Genomic DNA, 22,455 nt, shown 5'->3' on the forward strand with positions numbered 1-22,455 from the left:
TGCTACTCCCTCCCATTCAACGCTGCTTCTACCTGCTCGTCTGACATTTGTTCTATTTCTTCAATAAGCATGTCATTAATTTTTGCTGCTAGGGAACGAATGTTTTCACTTTCTAGCACAAGGTCAACAGGGACATTTAATGCTAACTGTGCCTGTATACTCGCAGTATATTGACTCGCAATCAGGGAGTGTCCTCCCAGCTCGAAAAAGTTATCCTGCACTCCGATCCCACTTAAACCGAGTCCTTCTTCAAGCAATTCTATTAAGAGCTGCTCCGTCTCATCTTCAGGGGCTTCATACGCCGTTGTAAGCTTTTGACGATCGACGGCTTGTTTGGTCATGTCGTGATTCAGTGAGTCGCCATCTAGCCTTCCCGTCTCTGTCAATGCCTTTTGATTCGCCCTCCCGTCCGTTGGCGAAAGTAAGCTGTACTTCACCCGATCAAAGGGATAAGTCGGTAAGTGTTGTTTATAGCCCTTCTCGGCAAACCACTTCTTTAGATCAACCTTGACACCATGTGACCATAACTGACCAACCGTTTGGTAAATATATTGTTGATCGTCCACTTTTTCATAAGGATGAGGTAAGGTTTGCAGGTATAGTGGTGCCTTTCCTCCCTGTTGTCTGGCAAGGCTGACGAGTGTCTTGCCTGGCCCAACCTCTATGAAAACTGTGTCAGCTTCTTGGTTTAAAAAGTGGGTGATACCCGTACTGAATAAAACCGGTTCTCTAATATGGTTTGCCCAGTAAGCTGGGTTCGTTGCTTGTTCACTGGTCATATATTCCCCTGTGACATTTGAAATCAGGGGCATCGTCGGCTCTCTTAACGTGAATTGAGAGACATACCGTTGAAAGGGTTCAATCGCGTCATCCATCATGTAGGAATGGAAGGCGTGTGATGTTTGTAATCTTTGCGTGAAAATGCCCTCTTCTTTTAGTTTATCCTGGACCTCTTCAATCGCCTCAAACGAACCGGATAATACACACAGGTTGGGACTATTCACTGCAGCCAGAGATAGGTGTTCATGGAGGTAAGGTTTAACCTCTTCATGGGGACGCTTGACTGCTAACATGGCACCCTGTGGCTGCTGTTGAATCAATCTCCCTCTTTCTGCGATCATCGAGAGCGCCTCATCAAGTGTCATCACATTCGCAAGGCTTGCCGCGACGTATTCACCTAAGCTGTGACCGATGAGCGCACTCGGCTGGATACCCCATGACATGAGTAACTTTGCCAAGGCATATGAGATTGTAAAAATAGCCGGTTGTGTGATCGCCGTTTGCTTCAGCTGTTCGCTTGCTTCATCATTCATGGTCTGGTCAGCAGGATACAGTAAAGTCCGTATATCCAGATTCAGCTTTGGCTGTAGGTGTTGAGCACACTCATCGACAGCCTCCTTAAAAACTTTTTCAGTGGTGTATAGCTCTCTTCCCATGTTGACGTATTGACTGCCTTGCCCCGGGAACAGAAAGTAAACGTGTGGCTCCCGACTCAAATCGAGTGGCGTGATAGCATCTGTTTTTAATTGCTTTAGCCCCTCGATAATATCTACAGGCGCTCCCTTATCTGCATCGGATAAGGTTTTTTGTCTGACGATGGTGGTACGATACTCGAACTCCTCTCGTCCTGTCGCTAGAGTGTAAGCGACGTCGCTCAAAGGAACCTCAGGATGCTTCTCAATATATTCTCCCACTCGGTTGGCCAGATTTTCTAAAGCTGATGGTGACCTCGCCGATAAAGGTAATACGACGGGTGAAGCCGTTATTGTTGGAAAGTCTCGTTGTGGTGCTTCCTCTAAAATAGCGTGTGCATTTGTCCCTCCTATACCGAATGAACTCACACTCGCCCTTCTTTGTTCTCCGTTGGGTTGTACCCACTCGGTCAGCTCATCATTAATGTAAAAAGGACTTTGATTGAGATGTAAATCTTCATTTGGCGATCTAAAGTTCACGGCTGGTGGTCGTTGTTGATGTTTTAAAATCAAGACCGTTTTAATCAGTCCGGCAATTCCAGCCGCTGTGTTCAAATGGCCGACATTCGCTTTGACACTTCCAATGGCACAGAATTGCTTTTGCTCTGTCATCGAACTGTAGACGTCAGTCAACGCTTTGATCTCGATCGGGTCTCCAATACGGGTACCGGTACCATGTGCTTCCAAATACGCCACTGATTCAGGTGGGATCTGCGCTAGCATCAGAGCATCTTGGATCACTTTGGATTGCCCGGTGACGCTTGGGGCCGTAAATCCGACTTTATCTGCGCCATCGTTATTGACGGCGGTGGATTTGATGACCGCATGAATGGCATCCTGATCCGCAATCGCATCTTCTAGGCGTTTTAGCACGACAGTACCTACGCCGTCACTGAAAATAGTGCCGTTCGCTTCGGCATCGAATGGGCGACAGTGTCCATCTTGGGAATGAATCATGCCTTCTCTATACGTGTAACCCTGCTTGAGAGGGAACTGGATGGACACGCCCCCTGCTATGGCCATGTCACACTCCCCACTTAAAATACTTTGGCAAGCCATATGTACGGCCACAAGTGATGTTGAACAGGTGGATTGAACGGTGACACTTGGCCCGGTTAAGTTTAATTTGTAAGATACTCGTGTACTGAGCAGATCTTTATCGTTTCCCAACATGACCTCAAAATCGTCCATCGATTGAAGATGTCCTTGGGCAGCCAAGTGTAAGATGTATGTATTCATTGCTGCGCCAGCATAAACACCTATCGTGCCGCCGTATTTTGAAGGGGCATAACCGGCATCCTCAAGTGATTTCCACGCTGATTCTAGAAAAACACGACTCTGTGGGTCCATCACATTCGCTTCTTTTGATGTATAATTAAAAAACGATGCGTCAAAGCTCTCCGGTTCGTCAATGATCCCTTTTACAGGAACGTAGTTTGGATCCTGAAATGTTTCCTGTGAAATGCCCATGTCTCGTAATTCCTGTTCCGAGAATTGTGTGAGACACTCCTCACCTTTTTTAATCCTATGCCAAAACTGTGTCGTGTCTTTGGCGCCGGGAAAGCGACCATCCATACCGATGACAGCAATCTCTAATCCAGTAAGCTCCGACATCTCCATCCTCCTTTGATTCTTTTGTATGTGCTTGTCTTCTGTGATCACCGTTAACCTTGTCAATTTTGTTGTTTTGTTGATCTCATGGTCTTGTTAATTTTGTGGGTCTTTTTATCTTGTTAATTATGTTGGCTTTGTTGGCTTTGTTGGTTTTGTTGGTTTTGTTGGTCTTGTCGATCTCGCTGCCCTCCGACGTGCTTCACTTTCTTTCTGTAGTCGCGTAACTGATTCAACCTTCTTTTCCCTTTTTCTAAGTGACTGATCCGATTTTGTTGATCTTTTTCTCTTATCACTTCACTTGATTGATTAACGAGTCTTGTGTCGTCTTCCTTGTGTTGCCCGTTTCCTTGGACCCCTTTCTGTCTCGTTAGATATTCACTGAGTGATTTCACTGTAGGATAGTTGAAAAGATCAACCACAGACAGTTCAATTCCTTGCTTCGCCGTTAGGATGCGCTGTACTTTGGTGGCCAGTAGCGATGTGCCTCCTAATTCGAAAAAGCTGTCATGGACACTCACCTTATCTACCCCCAATACTTCCGCCCATATCGTCGTCATCTCACGCTGTAATGCTGTTTGCGGGGCTGCATACGGTGCACTCGCTTGTAGCTTCACAGCGCTGATCATAGGCAACTTTTTACGATCTACCTTTCCATTCGGTGTGAGTGGAACATGATCAATCTCTGTGAAAGTGGCTGGGATCATATAATAAGGAAGCTTTTCAGCTAAATACTGTCTTAAAGAGTCTGCTTCTAAAGATGTCTCACTTGTCGGCTTGATATAAGCCACAAGATGTGTTTCATGTCCCTCCCTGTCCGGTATGACGATCGCCTGTTGGATGGATGGGAGCTGATTCAAGTGGGATTCAATCTCTCCCAGTTCAATTCGATACCCGTTCACCTTCACTTGGTCATCGATCCGACCTAGATGTTCTATTTCTCCGTGTGGTAACTTGCGAACCAGATCACCTGTCCGATACAGACGTTTGTTAGAGGTGCCTCCCTCTGTATCCCTGATATTGACAGAAATAAATCTTTCTTCAGTGAGTGATGGTCGGTTCAAATATCCCTTTGCTAAGCCCACCCCAGCAAGATAAAGCTCACCCGGTACACCGATGGGCAGATGATTGAGGTACTCATCAAGTACATACATCTCCATATTTTGTATAGGCTGACCGATCGTGATTTGATCTGTTGTTGGCTGTACTTCTTTGGTAGCCATCCATATCGTTGCTTCCGTTGGACCGTACAGATTCCAAAGCCTTTTACACTTTTGTTTTAACACCGTGGCGAGTTCAAGTGGGAGTGCCTCCCCTCCACATAACACGTCGAGGTTGGCATCACCTTGCCATCCACTATCGATCAGCATTTTCCATGTGGCGGGTGTCGCCTGCATCACTGTCGGTTTGTATTTTGAGATGGCCTTTTGTAATTGGCGGCCATCCATGGCATCAGTACGGGATAAGATCCTCGTTTCCGCTCCTACTGTGAGGGGTAGGAATATTTCCAATATTGAAATATCAAAGGACAATGTGGTGACGGCTAACAAACGGTCATCTTCGTTGATGCCAGGTTCCTTTGCCATGGCGAGTAAAAAGTTAAGAACTGCTTGATGCTGGACTTCAACCCCCTTAGGTTGACCCGTTGAACCGGAAGTGTAAATGATGTACATACTGTCATGAGGCTTGATCGGGACATCTTCACATGCCGTAGTCGATTCAGCGGTGGTTGATACGAAGTTGCTTTCACACTCGTCACCCTCAAGTTCACCTTCTAATATCTGATCCACGGGTAGACAGTTATACTGAACACGCTCTTCTTCTCTCGCCTTTTGTAGAGGTCTATCACGATGAATTAAAATCATGTTTATGCCTGCATCGGCTACCATAAAGTGAATACGTTCCTGAGGAAAGCTCGGGTCAAGTGGGACATAAACAGCCCCCATTTTTACAGCTGCTAATAGGGCGATGACCATTTCTACACGACGGTCAATGTAGATTCCGACGCGATCCCCTTTTTGCACACCGTGTGCTTTCAGTCCTTGTGCAAGCACTTCAACTTTCGTCAGCAGGTCGTTGTAGGTGAGTTGATCACCCTCGAAACTCAGAGCCGTGTGATCGGGATATTTTTGAGCGATGTTGTCAATCACCTGATAAAGGTGCTGTTCCTCCGGTAAGGCGCTACGTTTCGTGTCCCACTGGTTCCAGCGTTGCTCTCTCTCGTCATCCGTCAATAACGGTACGCCCTTCACTGTCAGGGACGGGTTTGTCACTAACTGATTGAGCAAGGCATGGTAGTGTTGGGCCATCTGTTTCATCGACGCTCTCTTAAAAAGTTGAGTGTTATACTTGAAGGCCCCCATCACTTTGCCATCTGTCTCGATTAACTCTAGTGTCAGGTCTAACTGTCCCTCCTGCTGCTGGATATGGTATGGCTGGATCGTTAAACCACCAAAATCTATGGCGGCGCCCTTTTCTGAAGGAAACATGAAGTGAGACAAGTCAGATAACTGGTTCATGGATTGTAATATAAATGACGCTTGAAATATCGGCGAACGACTTGAGAGACGGTGAGGTTGTAAGTCCTCAACGAGTAAAGGAAATGGATACGCTTGATGTTCAAGTGCCTCCAACACTGTATTTTTGAGCTGTTGGATGTATGCCGCTAAGGTCGGATTATCCCCAACGGTTGAGACGATGGGTAGCATGTTGATAAAATCTCCGACAATATCACGAAAGCGCGCTTGGTGACGACCACTAGTTGGCGTACCCACAATCACTTCGTCCTGACCTGAATAACGGTGTAATAATAATTGATACATTGCAAGTAAGGGAACAAACAGTGTTGTCTCTTCATCCCGAGCATACGCTTTGATTCGTTGGACAAGAGCTTCATCTAATTCAAGTATGACGGAATCGCCAGTGTATGTTTGACTTTGACTTTGACTTTGACTTTGGCTTTGATTTTGGGTTTCGACTCCTTCTGCTGTAGGGAGGTCGAGAACATGATTTACGTGTGATTCAAGTTGCGTTCTCCAATACTGTAGCGCCTTCTGCCCTTCAGAATTGTGGGCATAATCGTGTTGCCACTGTACAAAATCTGCATAATGATGATCTGCCTTGGCAAAGTGATACGTTTGTCCTTGAGACAGCTGCTCATAGATCAGCTTAAAGTCTTGTAACAGGACTTCAATTCCCCAATAATCAATAGCCATGTGATGAATGACAAACATTAATATAGACGTATCATGACGATCAAAGAGATACACGCGCATCATCGGATCACGGTCAAAGTTAAAAGGCGTATGAATCGCATTAAATATCTCTTGCTTCAGCTTTGATTCATCTGTGTACTCCACTTGGCGCTGTATAAAGGCATAATCAGCTTCGGATTGGAATACTTGATATGGCTCGTCGTCTTGCTGGACCACGATTTTAGTACGTAAAGCTTCATGTTTTTTTACCAGCATGCTTAACGTTTCTTTCAGTATGGTGATATCTAATCCAGATAACACTTTGACAGCGAATCCCACGTTATAGGCTGTATTGTGTGGTTGTAGTTGTTGCAGGAACCACAATGAACGTTGACCGTGAGACAATGGGTGAGCCGCTTTCTCCTCTTTCGCGGGACCTTCTTTTACAGGACTCATTTTTGTAGGCATAGAGGCGTCGGTTTTGGATGCTACCCCTGAACGATCTCCCCCGTGTTCAGCTCGGCCTTGCGTTTGGTCAAATCCTGCGCTGCTGTCCAAGTGAGGCTCTGACTCAACGCTATGATCCAAGGCAGACGCCATATGATCTGCTAAACTGTTAAGGGTGGCTCCTTGTAAAAAGACGGACATCGGAATGTTAACATTAGTTTCCAATTCAATACTGTTCGTTAATTCGATCGCCATCATAGAATCTAGACCTAATGCGTTTAAGGAGGCATCGTCCTCAACCATGTCTTGATCGATTTTCAACACACGTGCAAGCGTCTGTCGCAAAAATGCTTTGATGAGATGAGACTGTTCGTGTGGGTTCTCGCTTAGCTGTGTCAGGAATACATCCTGCGTGTCTTTATGATCATCCATCCCTTGCCTGGGCGTGGTCGATGTCAACTGTGTTAAGAATGATGTATTCGTGATGGAAGGAAACATGTCCTGGATATCAGGCCAGTGTACTTTTGCCACCGCTATTTGTGGTAGTGCATCCTGCCATATATCGTTAAAATATTGCAGTCCTTCATCCACTGACATATTTCTAATTCCCGCTGTGTGCTCACGATCCGTTTGATCGTCAGTGGCCATCCCTGCTTCCGCCCACGGTCCCCAGTTAATGCTTGTCGCTTGCAACCCTAGCCGCTGGCGCTCATGGGCAAGGGCATCCAAGAAAGCGTTAGCCGCAGCATAGACCGCAAGTCTCGGTGGTGAAAGTAACGAGGTCATAGATGAAAAAAGGATAAAAAAGTCCAATTGGTCGTGCAGAAAATGTTGATGAAGGTACAAGGCCCCGTTTACTTTCGGTTCCATAATCTTGTTCAGGTCAGCTGGCTGGATATCTTCGATCGCTTGGTTATAGACTGTACCAGCAGCATGAATCACCCCTTTGATGTCCCGAATGTTCTGCTGTTTTAGTTGGTCAAAAAACTGGTCGACCTGGTGTTGGTCACTGACATCAACGGAACGGTGTACAACGTCCACACCCCGTTGCTCTAGTGCTTTAATAGACGTTAATATCTGTTGTTCTTCAGGATCTGTTATATCTTCCCACGTTTCCCGAGGCGGTAAGGCACGACGTGACAAGAGTACAATTTGTGTCGCCCCTCGGTCCGCTATCCAATGAGCAAATGTGAGTCCGAGGTGCCCCAAGCCGCCTGTGATGAGGTAAGCATGGTGTGGACTGAGTGCCTTGTCCTTCTGTACTTGTGCCGACGGTGTCTTCTTCGTTAATCTCGCAACGTATCGGTCACGTTGACTGTGGTATAGAATTTGATTTTCAGATGATAAATCATCGTAGATGTCTTGCACGATTTGCTTATAGAGTGAACGATGGTCTGCTTCTGCCATATGGCCGTCGTCTACATTTACATCGATCAGACCACCCCATATGTCTGGGTGAGCGATTGAAACCGTTCGACCGAATCCCCATACAGGAGATTGAAAAACGGATAAAGGTTGTTCAGAGTGTTGATTGTCTACGGTGTGAACGTTGTGAGTGACAACCCACAGTTTCGATAATGGGATTCGAAATGGACTTTGACTAGACTGTGATAAGGTTTGTACGACATAAAGCAAATGATTATAAAAGTCCAAGGGTGTAAAGTCTAACTCACGTTCTCCTATACGACTTTTTTCATCCCCTATTCCTGCAATGTCTAAATTCCAGCAATACAACACGCGTAACGCCTGTTCGTCGGTCAGCCCTTGTGGATATAAATGATGGAATAATGTTATAAGATCCTCTTTACGGTCAGGGTTGATACAATAATGTCTCTCCCCTTTTTGCTCGAATGTTTTCCCAGAGTACACTAATGTTGTCGATGCGGGAATCTGCTCAGCTACACGTTCAGCAAATCCCTTTTTATCGGCAAAAATGAGGCAAGGGGCGTGTATACGGTCTATATCATCGTTAGCATGCTGTTTGTTGCCTTCGTTGTAGGTGAGCTGACGCTTTTTCTTTTCCCAAACAAGTGTGTAATACGGTTGTTCGTTGTTTTGAGGTATTTCCGAACGCTGGACCTTGCGTACTTCAAAGTCAGTGATGGTGCAGATCACTTGTCCCTCTTCATCCGTTATATCGATGTCACTTTTCATCGTGGCCTCATCAGTTGATGTTAATCGTATATGCCCCCAAGCCGAACGTATCATCTTCTTATCTGTTAGGAAATCAACTTGGCCAATAGAAGCAGGTAAGTACATATCGTTCCGTTCTTCATATCCCGCCGCACATGCCACCCCTTGGAAACAAGCATCGACTAACGTTGGATGTAGAAAGTCTTTTTGTTCAAACGTGACTTCTGGCGCTAATGTCACATGTAAATGAGCTTCTTTTTCTCCTTGCCATATGGCGTTGATGACTCTAAAAGCTGCTCCGTAGTCTAATCCGATCTGACGCATATAATGGTAGTGACTGTCTATTTCTATCGTGTCGCAGGTCGTTTTAAACGATTTTAGATCTACTATCTTCAATTGAGATGGCGCCACTAGCGTGTCGTGACCATTGTTCATGAAGTTTCTTCACTCCTTTCTGAATGCTATATATGGAGAACAAGAACTTACCGCTAGTCTCCTCAACGATCACCTGTACCGTGACAGCTTCATCAGCCATAAGCAATGGTTCATGAAAACGAATATCTTGAAGTGAAGGTTTCGTGTGATGATATAAATCAGCTACCATGAGTCGGATCATTTCAATCAAACAAGCGCCTGGTACTACGACATTCCCTTGAACACGGTGGTCGTTGAGCCAAGTCAAATCTTCTAGTCGCAACGTTGTTTGCCATATCCTTTTGCCCGTCAGGTTTGCAATCGCAATCTCCTTACCCTTAAAACCAGCATCTTTTTCTCGTGGCCCTTGATCGAACCAATAACGACGCCTTGACCAAGGGTACTGGGGCAAAGCCACAAAACGATGCGTTGAATCGAATAGGGCCTCCCAGCGAGGTAACTGTCCACTTTCGTAACACTTGGCCAGCTGTTCAAGTAACTGTTTTTCTACATGTTCGTTTTCATTTAACACGTTCAAAGATAGCGTGTCATGATGATGCTCCTCTAACGCTATAACTTCATCAAATAAGGTCACAGATGCACGCCATTGGTCTGGCTGTACCCCTTCCATCGCTACCTTTATAGAGACGTTCTCGTATAATACTCGCCGGACGAGTTGGCCGATGTATGAGGTTGTCCCCTGAGTTGAATCGATCCCCCAGGATTTCCATAACGCCCCGAAAGCAAGGTAGACGGCTAACGCCGCTTGATTCTTTTGCTCCACATGTTCGAACACAGCTGCATCTTCCCTAAAAATATAATCTAGCAGAGACCAGTGATGGTTATTTTTTAATACATCGTCACATTGGACCAAGTACGCTCTGAAGACGTCATAACTCCGGAATAATTGGAAACAAATAGCCATCGTATCTTCTTTTAAGGGGGCGTACAGCCATGCTTTCCTATTACTTTGCTTTCCATGTTCGATTGAAAGATAGGCTTTAAGGTTTTCTATCAATTGTTGAGTATTATTCGCGATAACGGCATAACGGCATGGGAAGTGCGTCCGTTTCAAACTTAAGCTATAAGCGAGATCACCTAAATCTTGATATTGATCTATCATGATGAGATAACGTTGAATCAATTCATATAATTGCAATTCAGATTGTGCAGAAAAAGGAAATAAGTAATAACGATGATCTTCATCTTGTACATGAGATTTGCTAGACACGTTTTCTGAGCTGGTTTGGCCGTCTGTGCCGTCAAGAGAAGGTGGCTCAGTTAGAATGACGTGAGCGTTGGAGCCCCCAAACCCGAATGAACTCACACCGGCTATAAATGGTTTTTCCTTTGCTAATTCTTCAGTTTTGGTGGTTTCTAGTAACACTTCTGTATGATTTCGATCAAAGGGAATGTGCGGATTTGGCTTTTCATAGTTGATATGTTGGGGTACCTTAGCTTTTGAAACAGACAACGCGACCTTAATAAGGCCTGCCACTCCTGCTGCTGACTCTAGATGGCCAATGTTGGTTTTTACGGACCCGATACGAAGCTTGTCAGCTTGGATTTGTTGTTTGTCCCTACTTATCACTTGATGTAACGCGTCCACTTCGATAGGGTCACCTAATGGTGTGCCCGTACCATGCGTTTCTATGTAATCTACGTCCTGTGGTGCAACATTCGCTTTGCGGTACGCTTCTTTTAATACGGCGACCTGCGATTGTCCGTTAGGCGCTGTGATACCATTACTCCGTCCGTCTTGATTAACAGCACTCCCCTTAATCACAGCGTATATCCGGTCTTCATCCGCTAAGGCTGCCTGTAGGGGCTTGAGAATGACGATACCGGCCCCTTCGCCTCTGACATACCCGTCTGCTCTATGATCGAATGTTTTGCACTGACCGTCAGCGGCCATCATACCCGCCTTTGAAAAAGCCACCGTCACTTCCGGTGCAAGGATAAGGTTAACCCCTCCAGCTACAGCCATGTCAGCCTCGCCATGATGAAGGGTTTGACATGCCATGTGTACAGCAGTCAGTGAAGACGAGCAAGCGGTATCAACGGCTAAACTCGGGCCCTTAAGATCAAAGGTGTAGGCGATGCGGTTCGCTGCAATACTATGGGCATTGCCAGTCATTGGATAAATATCATAAGCGCCGCTATGGTTATTGATTAATTGTTGACCATAATCATTTGTCGATATACCAATGACAGTGCTTGTACGAGAACCATTAATATGTTCACGTGGTAGGCCGGCATCTTCGAAGGCTTCCCAACAAACTTCTAACAGTATCCTTTGTTGGGGATCCATATGCTCAGCTTCTCTAGGGGATATGCCAAAAAAACTAGCATCAAACTGATCAATGTCTGGTAAAAAGCCACCTTTTTTTGTGCTCATTTTACCGGGCGTTCCTGGTTGTGGATCATAATACGTCTGCAAATCCCAACGATCCTCAGGGACTGTGACGATACCACTACGTCCTTGTTCTAATAACTCCCAAAATGCTTCTTTATGCTCAGCTCCAGGGAATCGACAACCGATCCCTATAATAGCGATGTCTTGATCCTTGTCCATTGTTTTATCGTACGACTCTGAAATGACACGCGCGTGATCTTGATCTGATTCTGCTGTCGTAAAACTGAGTATGTAGTCCGTTAAGGCGCGAACATTAGGATAGTTATACAACATGGTGGGCTCTAGTGAGAGATCAAGCGCTTTAGATAGATCACCCGTCAGCGTGACAGCTTGAGCAGAATCCACACCGTAGTGACTAAACGGACTTTCAGGAGAGATATCCGCTTCATTGAGGTCAAGCTGTTGGGACAAATGCTTGATTAACCCTCTCTCAAACTCGTCTCTACTCATATCATGCGCAACAAATGGTTTATGATTGAATTTATTCATTTAATTCCCATCCCCAGTCACAAATTTTTAAGGTTGAGTCAACATATTGTTGTTTGTGAACTTTTCTTTTTATCACACGTGTTTGATGGAAATATCGGCTTCACATTGTGCTTTTATAATCTCGGAGATAGCATGTAACTGTTGCTTGAAATAGAAGTGTCCGCCAGGAAATAAGTATGAGGTCAATGCCCCCGTAAATAATGCCCTCCAAGCGAGTAAGTCTTGAATGCTTACTTCTTGATCTTCCACCCCACCTAGTATAGTAACGTTGCACGATAAAGGGGGTGCAAGCGAATCGTCGTATTGGTACGTCTCAAATAATTTAAAATCATTTCTTATCACAGGTAATAACACTTTCATGAGTTCAGGATGATTCAGTATGTCTTGGTGGGTACCGCCTAACTTTAGGAGTTCTTTCTGTATTTCATCATCGGGTAAGAGATAACGTTGTGAAGGTTTTTTATCTAGATGTGGAGCATGGCGCGAAGAAAGGAAAATATGATCGGGTAAAACTTGCCATTTCGTGTACAGAGACCTCGCTAGTTCGAAAGCTATAATAGCGCCCATACTATGCCCAAATAGAGCAAATGGTTGATGGACATAAGGCTTAATGACGGTTGTTAATGTGTCAACCAATGTGTACATATTCGTTTGACAGGATTCACTCAACCGTCCCTCCCGCCCTGGCAATTGAACGGGACAAATGCAGATATGAGTATTGTCAAAGTACGATTCCCACGGGTAGTAGGTGGATGCCCCACCACCTGCAAATGGAAAACAAAAGATTGGATAGTCTGTGTGACTCTGTGGTGTAGATGTTAACCATGTTTGATCTGGCATGAGATCTACTCCCCTATCCCTATAACTAAGGTCATTTTGTTCTTTTAATGTAGTCAATAATACCTAAACTGTGAGTTTTACCCATTGTATAACAATTCATGACATTTTAAAACAGCATTTTGACACAATACCCATTATTTTGCATATTTAGAAAAGCGAAAAATATACAACAAAAGGCTTAATGTCGCGACATCAAGCCTTTACATTTTATTTACAAAAAATTAAAAATTCATGTTTTATACAGTTCATTGATTGACATATATTGTAATTCACCTGGCCATTGTAGGTGGGTTGCACATACTGATAAGGTATAATCGTCATGTAAGCTATATTGCTTAAAATGGTATTTATTACTATTTTGTGAACGCCATAATGTTGCCGTATTTCCTTCTTCTCTTGACTCTGGCTCAAATATGATATTGTTCCCTTTTTTCAACACTGTGAAAGAATCTAAAGGTAAAGATAACCCTTTTCCTATCGCTTTGATATAACTTTCTTTTAACGTCCAAATATCAAAGAAAAGTGCTAATCGTTCGGGTTTTGAGAGCTGGAAGAGCAACTCATTTTCACGTGTGGTAAAAAAACGTTGAGCGACGGCCATGTCTGTCTGACGAATGTATTCCACATCGATGCCAACCGGAAAATGATCCACGGCCCCTACCACCCAATCTTTCGCATGGGAAAGATTGAAGTGGACATCAGGATGATGAGCTAAGAGAGGCTTCCCGTATTCATTCTCCGTAAACAAAATATCTTGTATCGGCTTTTGTAACTTGTGAGATAGTATTTTTCTGATTAAGACATGTCCAACAAACGTCCTTGCCGCATCCTCCTCCTTGTAGTATCGCAAGATCCTCTCTTGCGTTTCTTTTGGCAAAAGTGGCATGAATTCCCGATACATCTCATTCGGGACACCCTCGGATATGTTCACGGCATATAGTTGCACTCGTTTCACACTCCTTTTTAATCATCCACGCGTGCTTCTACACAATCGATGATAAATCGTTCTAAATCCAGCCCTTCTTGGGCCGCTTTTTGTTTCGCTTTCTCTTTTAATGCCTTAGACCCCCACCCGACAAACGGGACCATATCTGATTCTAAAGTAATTTCATGTGGTCTCACGTTGACCTCGCCATTTATTAAGCTTTGGCGCAGTACTTCAATTTCATCACGATACTCTTTTTGCTGTACGGGAAGGACACAGGGTTTGACAAAAAATCTAAGTGTCGAAGTCGCTTCTTCCGCTCGGACATTTTTCGGTCCCACTGCTTTATATATCATATCTATGCAATCGTAAATGACAGACTTCACGTGTTTGGGCTGCGTAAATTCAAAACCGATTTCTCCCTTTTTCATGATCCGTTCGTTTGTACTTGCAGTATAAACAGGTTTAAATCCCAGCTCTTCTAACTCTTGTTCATCTAATACATCTTCACGTTCAGTCTGTAATAGCACCCCTGATACTGAATCGACTTCAACGACCCTCGCGAGCTCCCCTTCTTGATTGGTGAATGGCTGATACAAGTAATAGCCCGTTTCCTCATGGATATGGGCATGCTGGTTTGTCTGTTTTTCAAATAATGCGAGATGGGCGTCGATGTCTTCCTTTTGTACAAAATGAGTTTTCAACCCCCGATACGTTTTCAGCTCAGACGGGAGATCACCTGACTTGATACGCAGAAAGACCGTTGTAGAGGACACTTTGATATTGTGTTTGTCTTTGAGGTAATCTGCCACGTCACGCGGGGTCATCCCCGGTTTGGTGAATGTTTGCGTCAAATCTATTACATCATGAAAGTGATAAACATAAGTCCCATCAATTCTCCATGTTTCTTTATTCCAGGGTGTTAACCTTTTCTTAATCGTTTGCTCTGTCACTTGCGCAAGCACTGACGCTTCTTTTGTCGTCAGCCCATACGCCTCTAACGTATCTTTTAACTGTTCAACAGATTCTTTTTCAAAAATGTGCTCTCCCTCTTTGCCTCTCTTGTAAGCCAATTTTTTGCGCTCTATAAAATATGCTAGTAATGGCTCGTTAATATGTAGTTCATTTATGACTTCTTGCTTCGTATACAACTATATCGACCACCTATATTGATATATAATAATGTTCTGTCATTATTTTATCATGTTATTTATTAAAATACTATTGTTATATATTATTATTTAATAACAATGTGCTTGTTGTTTTAATTTAATATATAACAAGTATTATTAATAAATAGAATTAATATTAAAGCCTAAAAATTGATTGTTTTTAAGCATGCTATGATAATATTTCATAGAAAATAATCTATTAATAAACTATAATAGATAGTGCATTAGATAATGAGATGAATCATATAGACATAATATAATCAGGTGATGATATGCAAACAAATGAATTATCAATAAAATTAAACTCATTAGGGTTTCAGTCTGAAGAAAACAACAATCCTGAATTAATGGAGGGAGTAAAGAAGACACTTGTTTTTTTAGAAGAGAAGAATCATTTACGTCAAATAGAATACATGATAGACGAACAGGAAAAAGAACGGCGTTATGCGTTTGAACATTTTACAGACGACATGATGCTCTACTATTACATACATAGGCCGACACATATCAGGGCCGACTATAGTAAAAAGCAAGGCTCAATAAAGGAATACATCAGAGACTTAATGCAGTTCTATGGTCTTCTCGTCATGCACAGTGAAACATTACAGCAAGATGTGAAATCGTACGTCCCTGGCTCGATATTGAAGAATATTGAGAAACGACATGTTCGCCATTTTCAATACTGGTTAAGGGATGAAGCTACCCTTCGCAACGGTAAAAAAGGCTATAGTATGGCGACTATGTTGAAGAAAGTGACGATCGTAAAATCGTTTTTAAAATGGCTCTATGAGGTGGACTATATCAGTTATCCCGTATATGAAGGCTTTCTGAGCAATCAGCTGCGGATGAAGGATCGGCCTAGACGCGATCTCACCTATGATGAGGCTAAGATGTTAATCGATTACTATCAAAATCATCCAAAGAACCATGCCCTACTGACGCTGTTCGCTACGAGTGGGTCACGAAGCAGAGAGATTGCGATGGCTAACTGGTGTGATCTGTATCAGAGTGGTCCTGACGTCTATTTGCGTACAGATACAAAGGGGGATAAAGAAAGGGATGTCCTCATCCTTCCTGTCACTTTTGAACGCTTACAAACTTGGCGAAAAAGATTACGACTGAGCCCCGAACTTGACCCAAGTGACAGTACTCCACTGTTTACAACGGCCCGGGGCAATCGTTATAACGCTAGCGATCTCACGAGATACGTGCGAAACATCATCACCCAGACGCAGCTTCCTTTTCTAAAATTTAAAGAAGGGAACGTCACCCCTCATTGGTTTAGGCATTACTTTGCCCAAGAAGCGCTCAATAGTGGCGCTGATTTGTACGACATTATGTACACATTGGGACATGCAAGTGTGCGAACAACGGAGGTTTATTTAAGCGGATTGTTACAGAAGCGAAAGAATGTGGCGCGACACTTAAGAGATAAAGCGTATTGAGGGAAATAGGGACGCAAGTGTTTCAGACGGGGGAATGATGCGTGCCCACATAGCGGTATAATATAGACCCCTGATCAGGACCACAAAAAATAGGCTACGGGAACCACTCCTTCTCTCCGTAGCCTTGCTTTGTGATGTCTTGCCGCTTACTCTCTGTGTTTATGATGGTGTTTTTTGTACTTATCAAAAGGGGGAACAAAACCGTTTTGCTCTAGTTTAGAGTAATGCTCATCCATATGATCGATGATTTGTTGTCCCTTCTCTTCTGACAGGACACCGTAGTCGACGTATTTTGAAATAACCTCTTTTTTCTTATCCATAATCTCTCTGGTTAACGCGCTGATTTCGTTTTGTTGTTCTTTTGTTAATTGAACAGTGGGTTGAGCCTCTTCCCCTGTTTCTGACGGTGAAGCAAAGGCGATATCACTATTGACTACAGCTGCCCCTACCAATAATGTTGTGAGCATGGTCACGGTCATCAATGTAATCCCTAATTTTTTCATGAGACAAACCTCCATTTCTTGGTTTGTCTCTATTCTGTCTTATATACATTAAAATATGTGTCATGTTTGAAAATTTTTACCTGCTTACACTGGTATGTTTGACAGTAAGATTACTCTTTACTTTATAACTCTAAATGTGTAAACACCCGGTTGACTATCGTAACCACTTCCGCTCTCGTGATGTGGGCCTTTGGCTTTAACTCGTTCTTTTCACCCACTACGATCTCGCTTGCCACTAAATGTGTCATTGCATCCTTAGACCAATTGGCCACATCAGCGTAGTCTGTAAAAGCTTTAAGACTTATATCAGTGTCGATAGCCTGTAAATCGTTGATGCCTACCTGATTGAGCGCATTGAATAACATGGTCATTGCTTCTTGCCTCGTTATAAATTGGTGTGGGCGAAATGTACCGTCTTCATATCCTTTAACGATGTTGTATTCGACAACCGCTTGTATATCACTGGCAAACCAATCATCTTGATGGACGTCTAGATATTTTTGGTGATCAACGTCTTCTTTTGCTATTCCTAAGGCGCGGACGAGCAATGTAACAAATTCTGCTCTGGTCATGTTACGATGGGGAAGAAACTCTGTCTGTGACACGCCTTGGATGACTAAACGTGAAGCCAATGCCTCAATGTCTTGTTGGGCCCAATGCTGCTGGATATCTTCGAATGTCTTATCATACTCGAACAGAACATAGTTTCCCATAGACATACTTTTTAACTGGACAGAGCATGCATCGTCACTTTCTCTAACCGATGTGAGAACGGGTGTAAATGTACCATCATTTCTTAGCAGCATTCCGTTGATGCTACCTCTATCAATATGATTACAATCAACACGGTTTAGGCTAATAAAATGATCGAAATATTTGGCATAAGATTGAATGTCATTAACTTGCTCTTCGTGTGCCGTGCTCAAATAAAAACGCACGGGATCCGTCAACGGTTGAATACCTAGTTTCTTTTTCATGTTTGCGATTGTGTCTTTCATCTGCTCATTCATGTGTGCTAGTTGTATGAGAAGTCGTTTGTCCTGCTCAGTAAAAGGCTCAGCCTGTTGTAACTTTAAGGCGTGAAAAGGCACAACATAACCTAGCTCCATCGTACTAATTCTAAATTGAGCCTTCTCTTCACTCATTCGTTGGGCCAATAAGATAGGAAGTTCTACAGTTAATTGCTTTATTTCTTCCCTTATAGTGATATCAATATCTTTTTGACCTTGTTCAAGGTATGAGAGAAGTTCCTTCTCATCTACAGTAAATACAGCAATATGAGCATCATCATCAGTTATGTTAATTTTTAATTCACCGGGACCGTCATAGTCATAAGAATCAGGTTTAGGATTTGGGGATGGACTGGAATGAGGTGGTGACGTCTCATCCTCACTTGAAGGTAAACGGACGACTGTTATCATATACTGTTGCTGTATTATCCCATCTTCTGCTGTTACCGTAATAGTAATGTTATTTTCTCCCGTGTCAAGTGAAATGGGAGACGTTGCTTGACCACTTTCGACTCTTTCTTCATTCACGGTTAACAAGGCCTTCGGATCATAGACCTCAGCTGTCACTGTTAAATCCGTTACATTATAAGCGACTTCCACATCGTACATGTATCTCTCAGGTGAGAAGTCAGGCTCTAGTGTCCCATGGCTCAGACGAAGCCCCGTCAAGTTACTTACATCGGACGGTGGAACCGCACGTTGCACGTTTAGCGTATACGTTTTTAATGTGACACCGTCAGGGGCTACTGATTGTACCTCAATCGTATTATCTCCTACCATTAACGGGATTGGAGCGGAAGGTATTCCGTTATGAACCTCTTCCTCATTCACTGTGAGTCGAGCGTCATGGTCAACCGCAGTAGCTGTGATACGTATCTGATCAGTATCATGCTCAACATAAACGTCATAAGTGACAACCTCTGGTGTAAAGGCGGGTATTAGTGTGCCGGGACTGATCTCCAAGTGTTCAAGTGTTGCTCCAGAGTAAGGCTCCGTTCTAAACGCCATCACTTCACTCACTGTACGACCTCTGGTATTTGTGGCATAAGCTCTGACTTCGTACTCTACTTGAGACAAAAGGTTGTCTAACTGAACGATGTATTCGTCTCCCGCTATAGATACAGCTGGGACATCTACAAACACTGTTTCATCCTTTTCTCTGTACTGAATGCCTCGTTCTGTTACTTCTGCTCCACCATCAAAACTGACATGCGCTGTGATAGTTGCACTCCTTTGCGTGATTTCATCTACTCCGGCAATACTCACGCCTGGAGGTTGTATGGCATTAAGAACTATTCCTGTATCGATCACCAAGGAACCTCCACCTACATTGGCGTCGTGATATTCGGATGGTGGAACGGTAACGGACACATTATCAATATCTTTATTATCCGGGTAACTATCCATCCCATTGCCCACCAGTGTGACGTGAACGGTTGTGTTGTCACTTCTTTCTATGCTGCCTACTTCAACACCATTTGGGAGATTTTCAACCATCCACTCTTCAGCATTAAGCTCATGAGCAAAAGTCCCCCCATCAATGTTAACTATAATTATTTTTCCATCTTCCTTACCTTCCCATATGTCTTGTGGTTGAGACAATGAAAGTGATGCTGAGTCATTGTGTGCTATGATTGACATAGGACTTGTTATCAAGTCCGTATCAATGGATAAAACTTGATGAGAAATTTCGATACGCATGTCATGATCAGCGTCGAAATCCGTGCCATCATATTTCAATGTCACGTCTGCTTGTTGAGGTTGCATCAACTGAACCGTTTCGATGGTCACACCATACGGGGCATCTAAAAGTGTTAAATCTTCTTCATTGATGGTAAGGCTGTTAAAGTCAACATCTTCAAGGTAAATCTGTATGGTGGACTCATCTAAGTTGCCTTCATGGAGGGGTTCATCCGCTTGTAGATGGGCTTGGGCCTGGAGCATTTGCTTGACATGAATACGCTGAGTGCTGGAGTCATGTTCTTCTCTCCAAGCAACATGAAGACGATCTCCATGCTCAAAGAGTGTGGGTTTATCCGCCTCTTGATCAGGATCATGGTTCAAACCAGCTACTTGAGCCCCATCTACAAACGACCACTGTTCTCCATCATATTTTTGTACTCTAATGTTTTTGACATAATTGTTTTCAGCATGTTCTTCAGTCCAAGTAAGATATAGCGCACCATTGTACACTTGAAATCTTGGATGAAATGCCATCATGTCTGATCTGAAATTAAGGCCGCTACTCTCCCCTCCATCTACCCACTCCCATGTGTCACCATCATATCTCTGCATCCTAATTTGATTTAAAGTAAAATCATCATGGTCATGCGTAGCTTCAATCCAGGTGAGATATATATCGTCATGATAACTGACAATGTCAAGTTGAGATTCTACTATCTCTGACTCCTGTCCATATTTAATCCCACCATCGTCAACGAAAGTCCAATCCTCACTCCCCTCATATTGCATCACACGTACCTTATTTGTATCAGTTACCCAAGCAGCGTACAATTGCTGATTGGCGATCGCTAATCGTGGCTGTTTTGATGAATGTTTCGCTTTTTTTTCGTATAGCCCGTACTTAGACCACCCGTCCAGACTCGTCCATACACTCCCATCGAAACGGCTCACACGAGGGTAGTATTCACCGTTGGCAAATTCAGTCCAGGTGGCATATAAAAAATGCTCTGTAGCTAATAGGGAGGGATGTGTTGCGGAAACGTTTATATTTGCATTAATGTTTCTCCTATTTTCACCAGGAATGTAATCCTGTATAGTTTCCCATTCGGTTCCATTGTACCGCTTTACACGGATCGTTTCTGCGCCAGAATCTGCACCCGAATCGTCAGGGGCTTCCTCCTCCCAAATAACATAGAGGTGATCCTGGTAAACAGCTAATTGTGGATTCAGCGCATATTCCCCATCGCTGACCACAGATTGGCCGTCTATACCGGAAGAAACCCACTCACTATTTTCACCATTTTCATTGTACCTCTTAACGTGGACTTCTTTATCTGCTACGTATGCCGCATATAGCTCATTTTTGTATGGGACAAAGGAAGTAGGGTGACTATTAACGACACCAGTGACTGATCCGTTATGCACTTCACCTTGTATTTCCTTCCATAATGTTGGCATACTCATCATTTGAGCCTCAGCAACGCCTGGTAAGGCACCCATCATTAATAACAAACATAATAGGTTCGCAACAACGGGTTTCACTCCTTTTTTCAATATAAACGCCTCCGTGAATATTTTCATTGTCAGACTAACTGATAGACATACGAATGACGAATTTTTAGTTACATATTTTAATTTGGGTTAAACATCCTCTCTTATGACTTCCATTATGTAATGTGATGCCTCATCATTATGACCCACATGTATTTCTATCTCATTCATGCCTTCATGTAGATCCACCTCTTGACGATGACCACTTTCAACAGCACGGCCGTTAATCTTAATTTCAACATCACTTTCCTGAGCAGTGGCTGTAACACTAACCGACTGATACGAGTTCGGGACATCTGCGCGGTACGTATAATGCTTTGGATTAAACTCTGGCTGATAATTTATGACATTAGATCGAGGTCCTCTTAATTCAATTGAGTTTAGGGATGGCGCTGTTTGATCTCCTTCTCTCGTGACGTGAACCATGTATGTGTCTTCCATTTGACCATCTGCAGATGTAACTTCTATCGGAATGACGTTATCGCCTTGTTGTAGATGAATATTTTGCGAATATGTCCCACTGGCAACGTTTTCTCCATCAACCTTGATCTGCGCTTGACTATGAAGTGCTGTTGGTTTCACACGAATGGACGTCCTGCTTTGAGGTACATCGACGTTATAAGAATACTTTTTGGGATTAAAAAAAGGATGAAGGGATTCATTCTCAATTGACAAAGCAGTGAGGTACGGTGGGTTTTCGGCTTCAAATAACTGAAAGTCCTGTATTGAAATCAAATTAGGATTACAATGCATACCTCTAGGAAAGGATAGCATGGCGTATCTCATTTTTCTCGGTGGACGCAACTGTTGATCAACACGACCACCAGCAGAGTCCATAATGGTTTTTGGCTCAGGGTTATCCACGCTGCCTCGTAAATCCGTAGAATAGACAACGTAATCCTGTGGCCAGCCAGCATGAGTTAAGGGATAAACAACCCAACGCCCCACCCAAAACGTCTCTCCCAAATCAACTGTCAGCCAACCTGGGACGCCCCACGCTAACCACCGTTTCGTCAATTGCATTGATTCGTCAACTGCTCGTTCAGGAGCATAGGGTAAAATCGTATTGTGAGCAGTGACGGGTTTATGGCGGGCAATGTTTTTTGTGCTCATATGACACCCTCCTTTCTATTACTTCATTACAACTTAA

10 protein-coding genes are annotated in these 22,455 nt (G+C 43.6%); 1 reads left to right on the forward strand and 9 read right to left on the reverse strand.

From position 1 onward, the window contains the following. Positions 1-2 precede the first annotated feature (2 nt). From JKM87_RS11265 to JKM87_RS11290, 6 genes are all read right to left on the reverse strand, one after another. Positions 3-3,086: a type I polyketide synthase gene (locus tag JKM87_RS11265; RefSeq protein WP_202080468.1), complete on the reverse strand. Its 3,084-nt coding sequence runs from the start codon at positions 3,084-3,086 to the stop codon at positions 3-5. Between the two features lie 119 nt (positions 3,087-3,205). After that, a complete protein-coding gene (locus JKM87_RS11270) occupies positions 3,206-9,292 on the reverse strand; it encodes a non-ribosomal peptide synthetase (RefSeq protein ID WP_202080469.1) in 6,087 nt (2,028 codons plus the stop codon). Next, complete coding sequence (locus JKM87_RS11275) at positions 9,225-12,176, reverse strand: beta-ketoacyl synthase N-terminal-like domain-containing protein (RefSeq protein ID WP_202080470.1); 2,952 nt, start codon at positions 12,174-12,176, stop codon at positions 9,225-9,227. Before JKM87_RS11275 ends, JKM87_RS11270 begins: the two co-directional genes overlap by 68 nt. 72 nt (positions 12,177-12,248) lie before the next feature. Further along, positions 12,249-13,016 carry a thioesterase II family protein gene (locus JKM87_RS11280; protein ID WP_202080471.1) on the reverse strand — a complete coding sequence of 256 codons (768 nt, stop codon included), beginning with the start codon at positions 13,014-13,016 and terminating at the stop codon, positions 12,249-12,251. A 229-nt stretch (positions 13,017-13,245) separates the two neighbouring features. Then, complete coding sequence (locus tag JKM87_RS18080; RefSeq protein ID WP_202080472.1) at positions 13,246-13,947, reverse strand: 4'-phosphopantetheinyl transferase superfamily protein; 702 nt, start codon at positions 13,945-13,947, stop codon at positions 13,246-13,248. 32 nt (positions 13,948-13,979) lie between these two features. Beyond that, a complete protein-coding gene (locus tag JKM87_RS11290; RefSeq protein ID WP_202080473.1) occupies positions 13,980-15,092 on the reverse strand; it encodes a hypothetical protein in 1,113 nt (370 codons plus the stop codon). A gap of 293 nt (positions 15,093-15,385) precedes the next feature. Here JKM87_RS11290 and JKM87_RS11295 point away from each other — a divergent pair, with 293 nt between their 5' ends. Further along, positions 15,386-16,558, forward strand: a complete 1,173-nt coding sequence (locus JKM87_RS11295; protein ID WP_202080474.1) for a tyrosine-type recombinase/integrase — start codon at positions 15,386-15,388, stop codon at positions 16,556-16,558. A gap of 146 nt (positions 16,559-16,704) precedes the next feature. On the opposite strand, the gene JKM87_RS11300 is transcribed toward JKM87_RS11295, so the two are convergent. From JKM87_RS11300 to JKM87_RS11310, 3 genes are all read right to left on the reverse strand, one after another. Next, entirely contained in the window at positions 16,705-17,061 is a 357-nt protein-coding gene (locus JKM87_RS11300; protein WP_202080475.1) for a YckD family protein, read from the reverse strand. Between the two features lie 122 nt (positions 17,062-17,183). Next, positions 17,184-21,308: a cadherin-like beta sandwich domain-containing protein gene (locus JKM87_RS11305; RefSeq protein WP_202080476.1), complete on the reverse strand. Its 4,125-nt coding sequence runs from the start codon at positions 21,306-21,308 to the stop codon at positions 17,184-17,186. 87 nt (positions 21,309-21,395) lie between these two features. Further along, entirely contained in the window at positions 21,396-22,418 is a 1,023-nt protein-coding gene (locus tag JKM87_RS11310) for a cadherin-like beta sandwich domain-containing protein (protein ID WP_202080477.1), read from the reverse strand. Between the last annotated feature and the right edge of the window lie 37 nt (positions 22,419-22,455).

The organism is Caldalkalibacillus salinus (assembly GCF_016745835.1).
GTDB classification, from domain to species: domain Bacteria; phylum Bacillota; class Bacilli; order Caldalkalibacillales; family JCM-10596; genus Caldalkalibacillus_A; species Caldalkalibacillus_A salinus.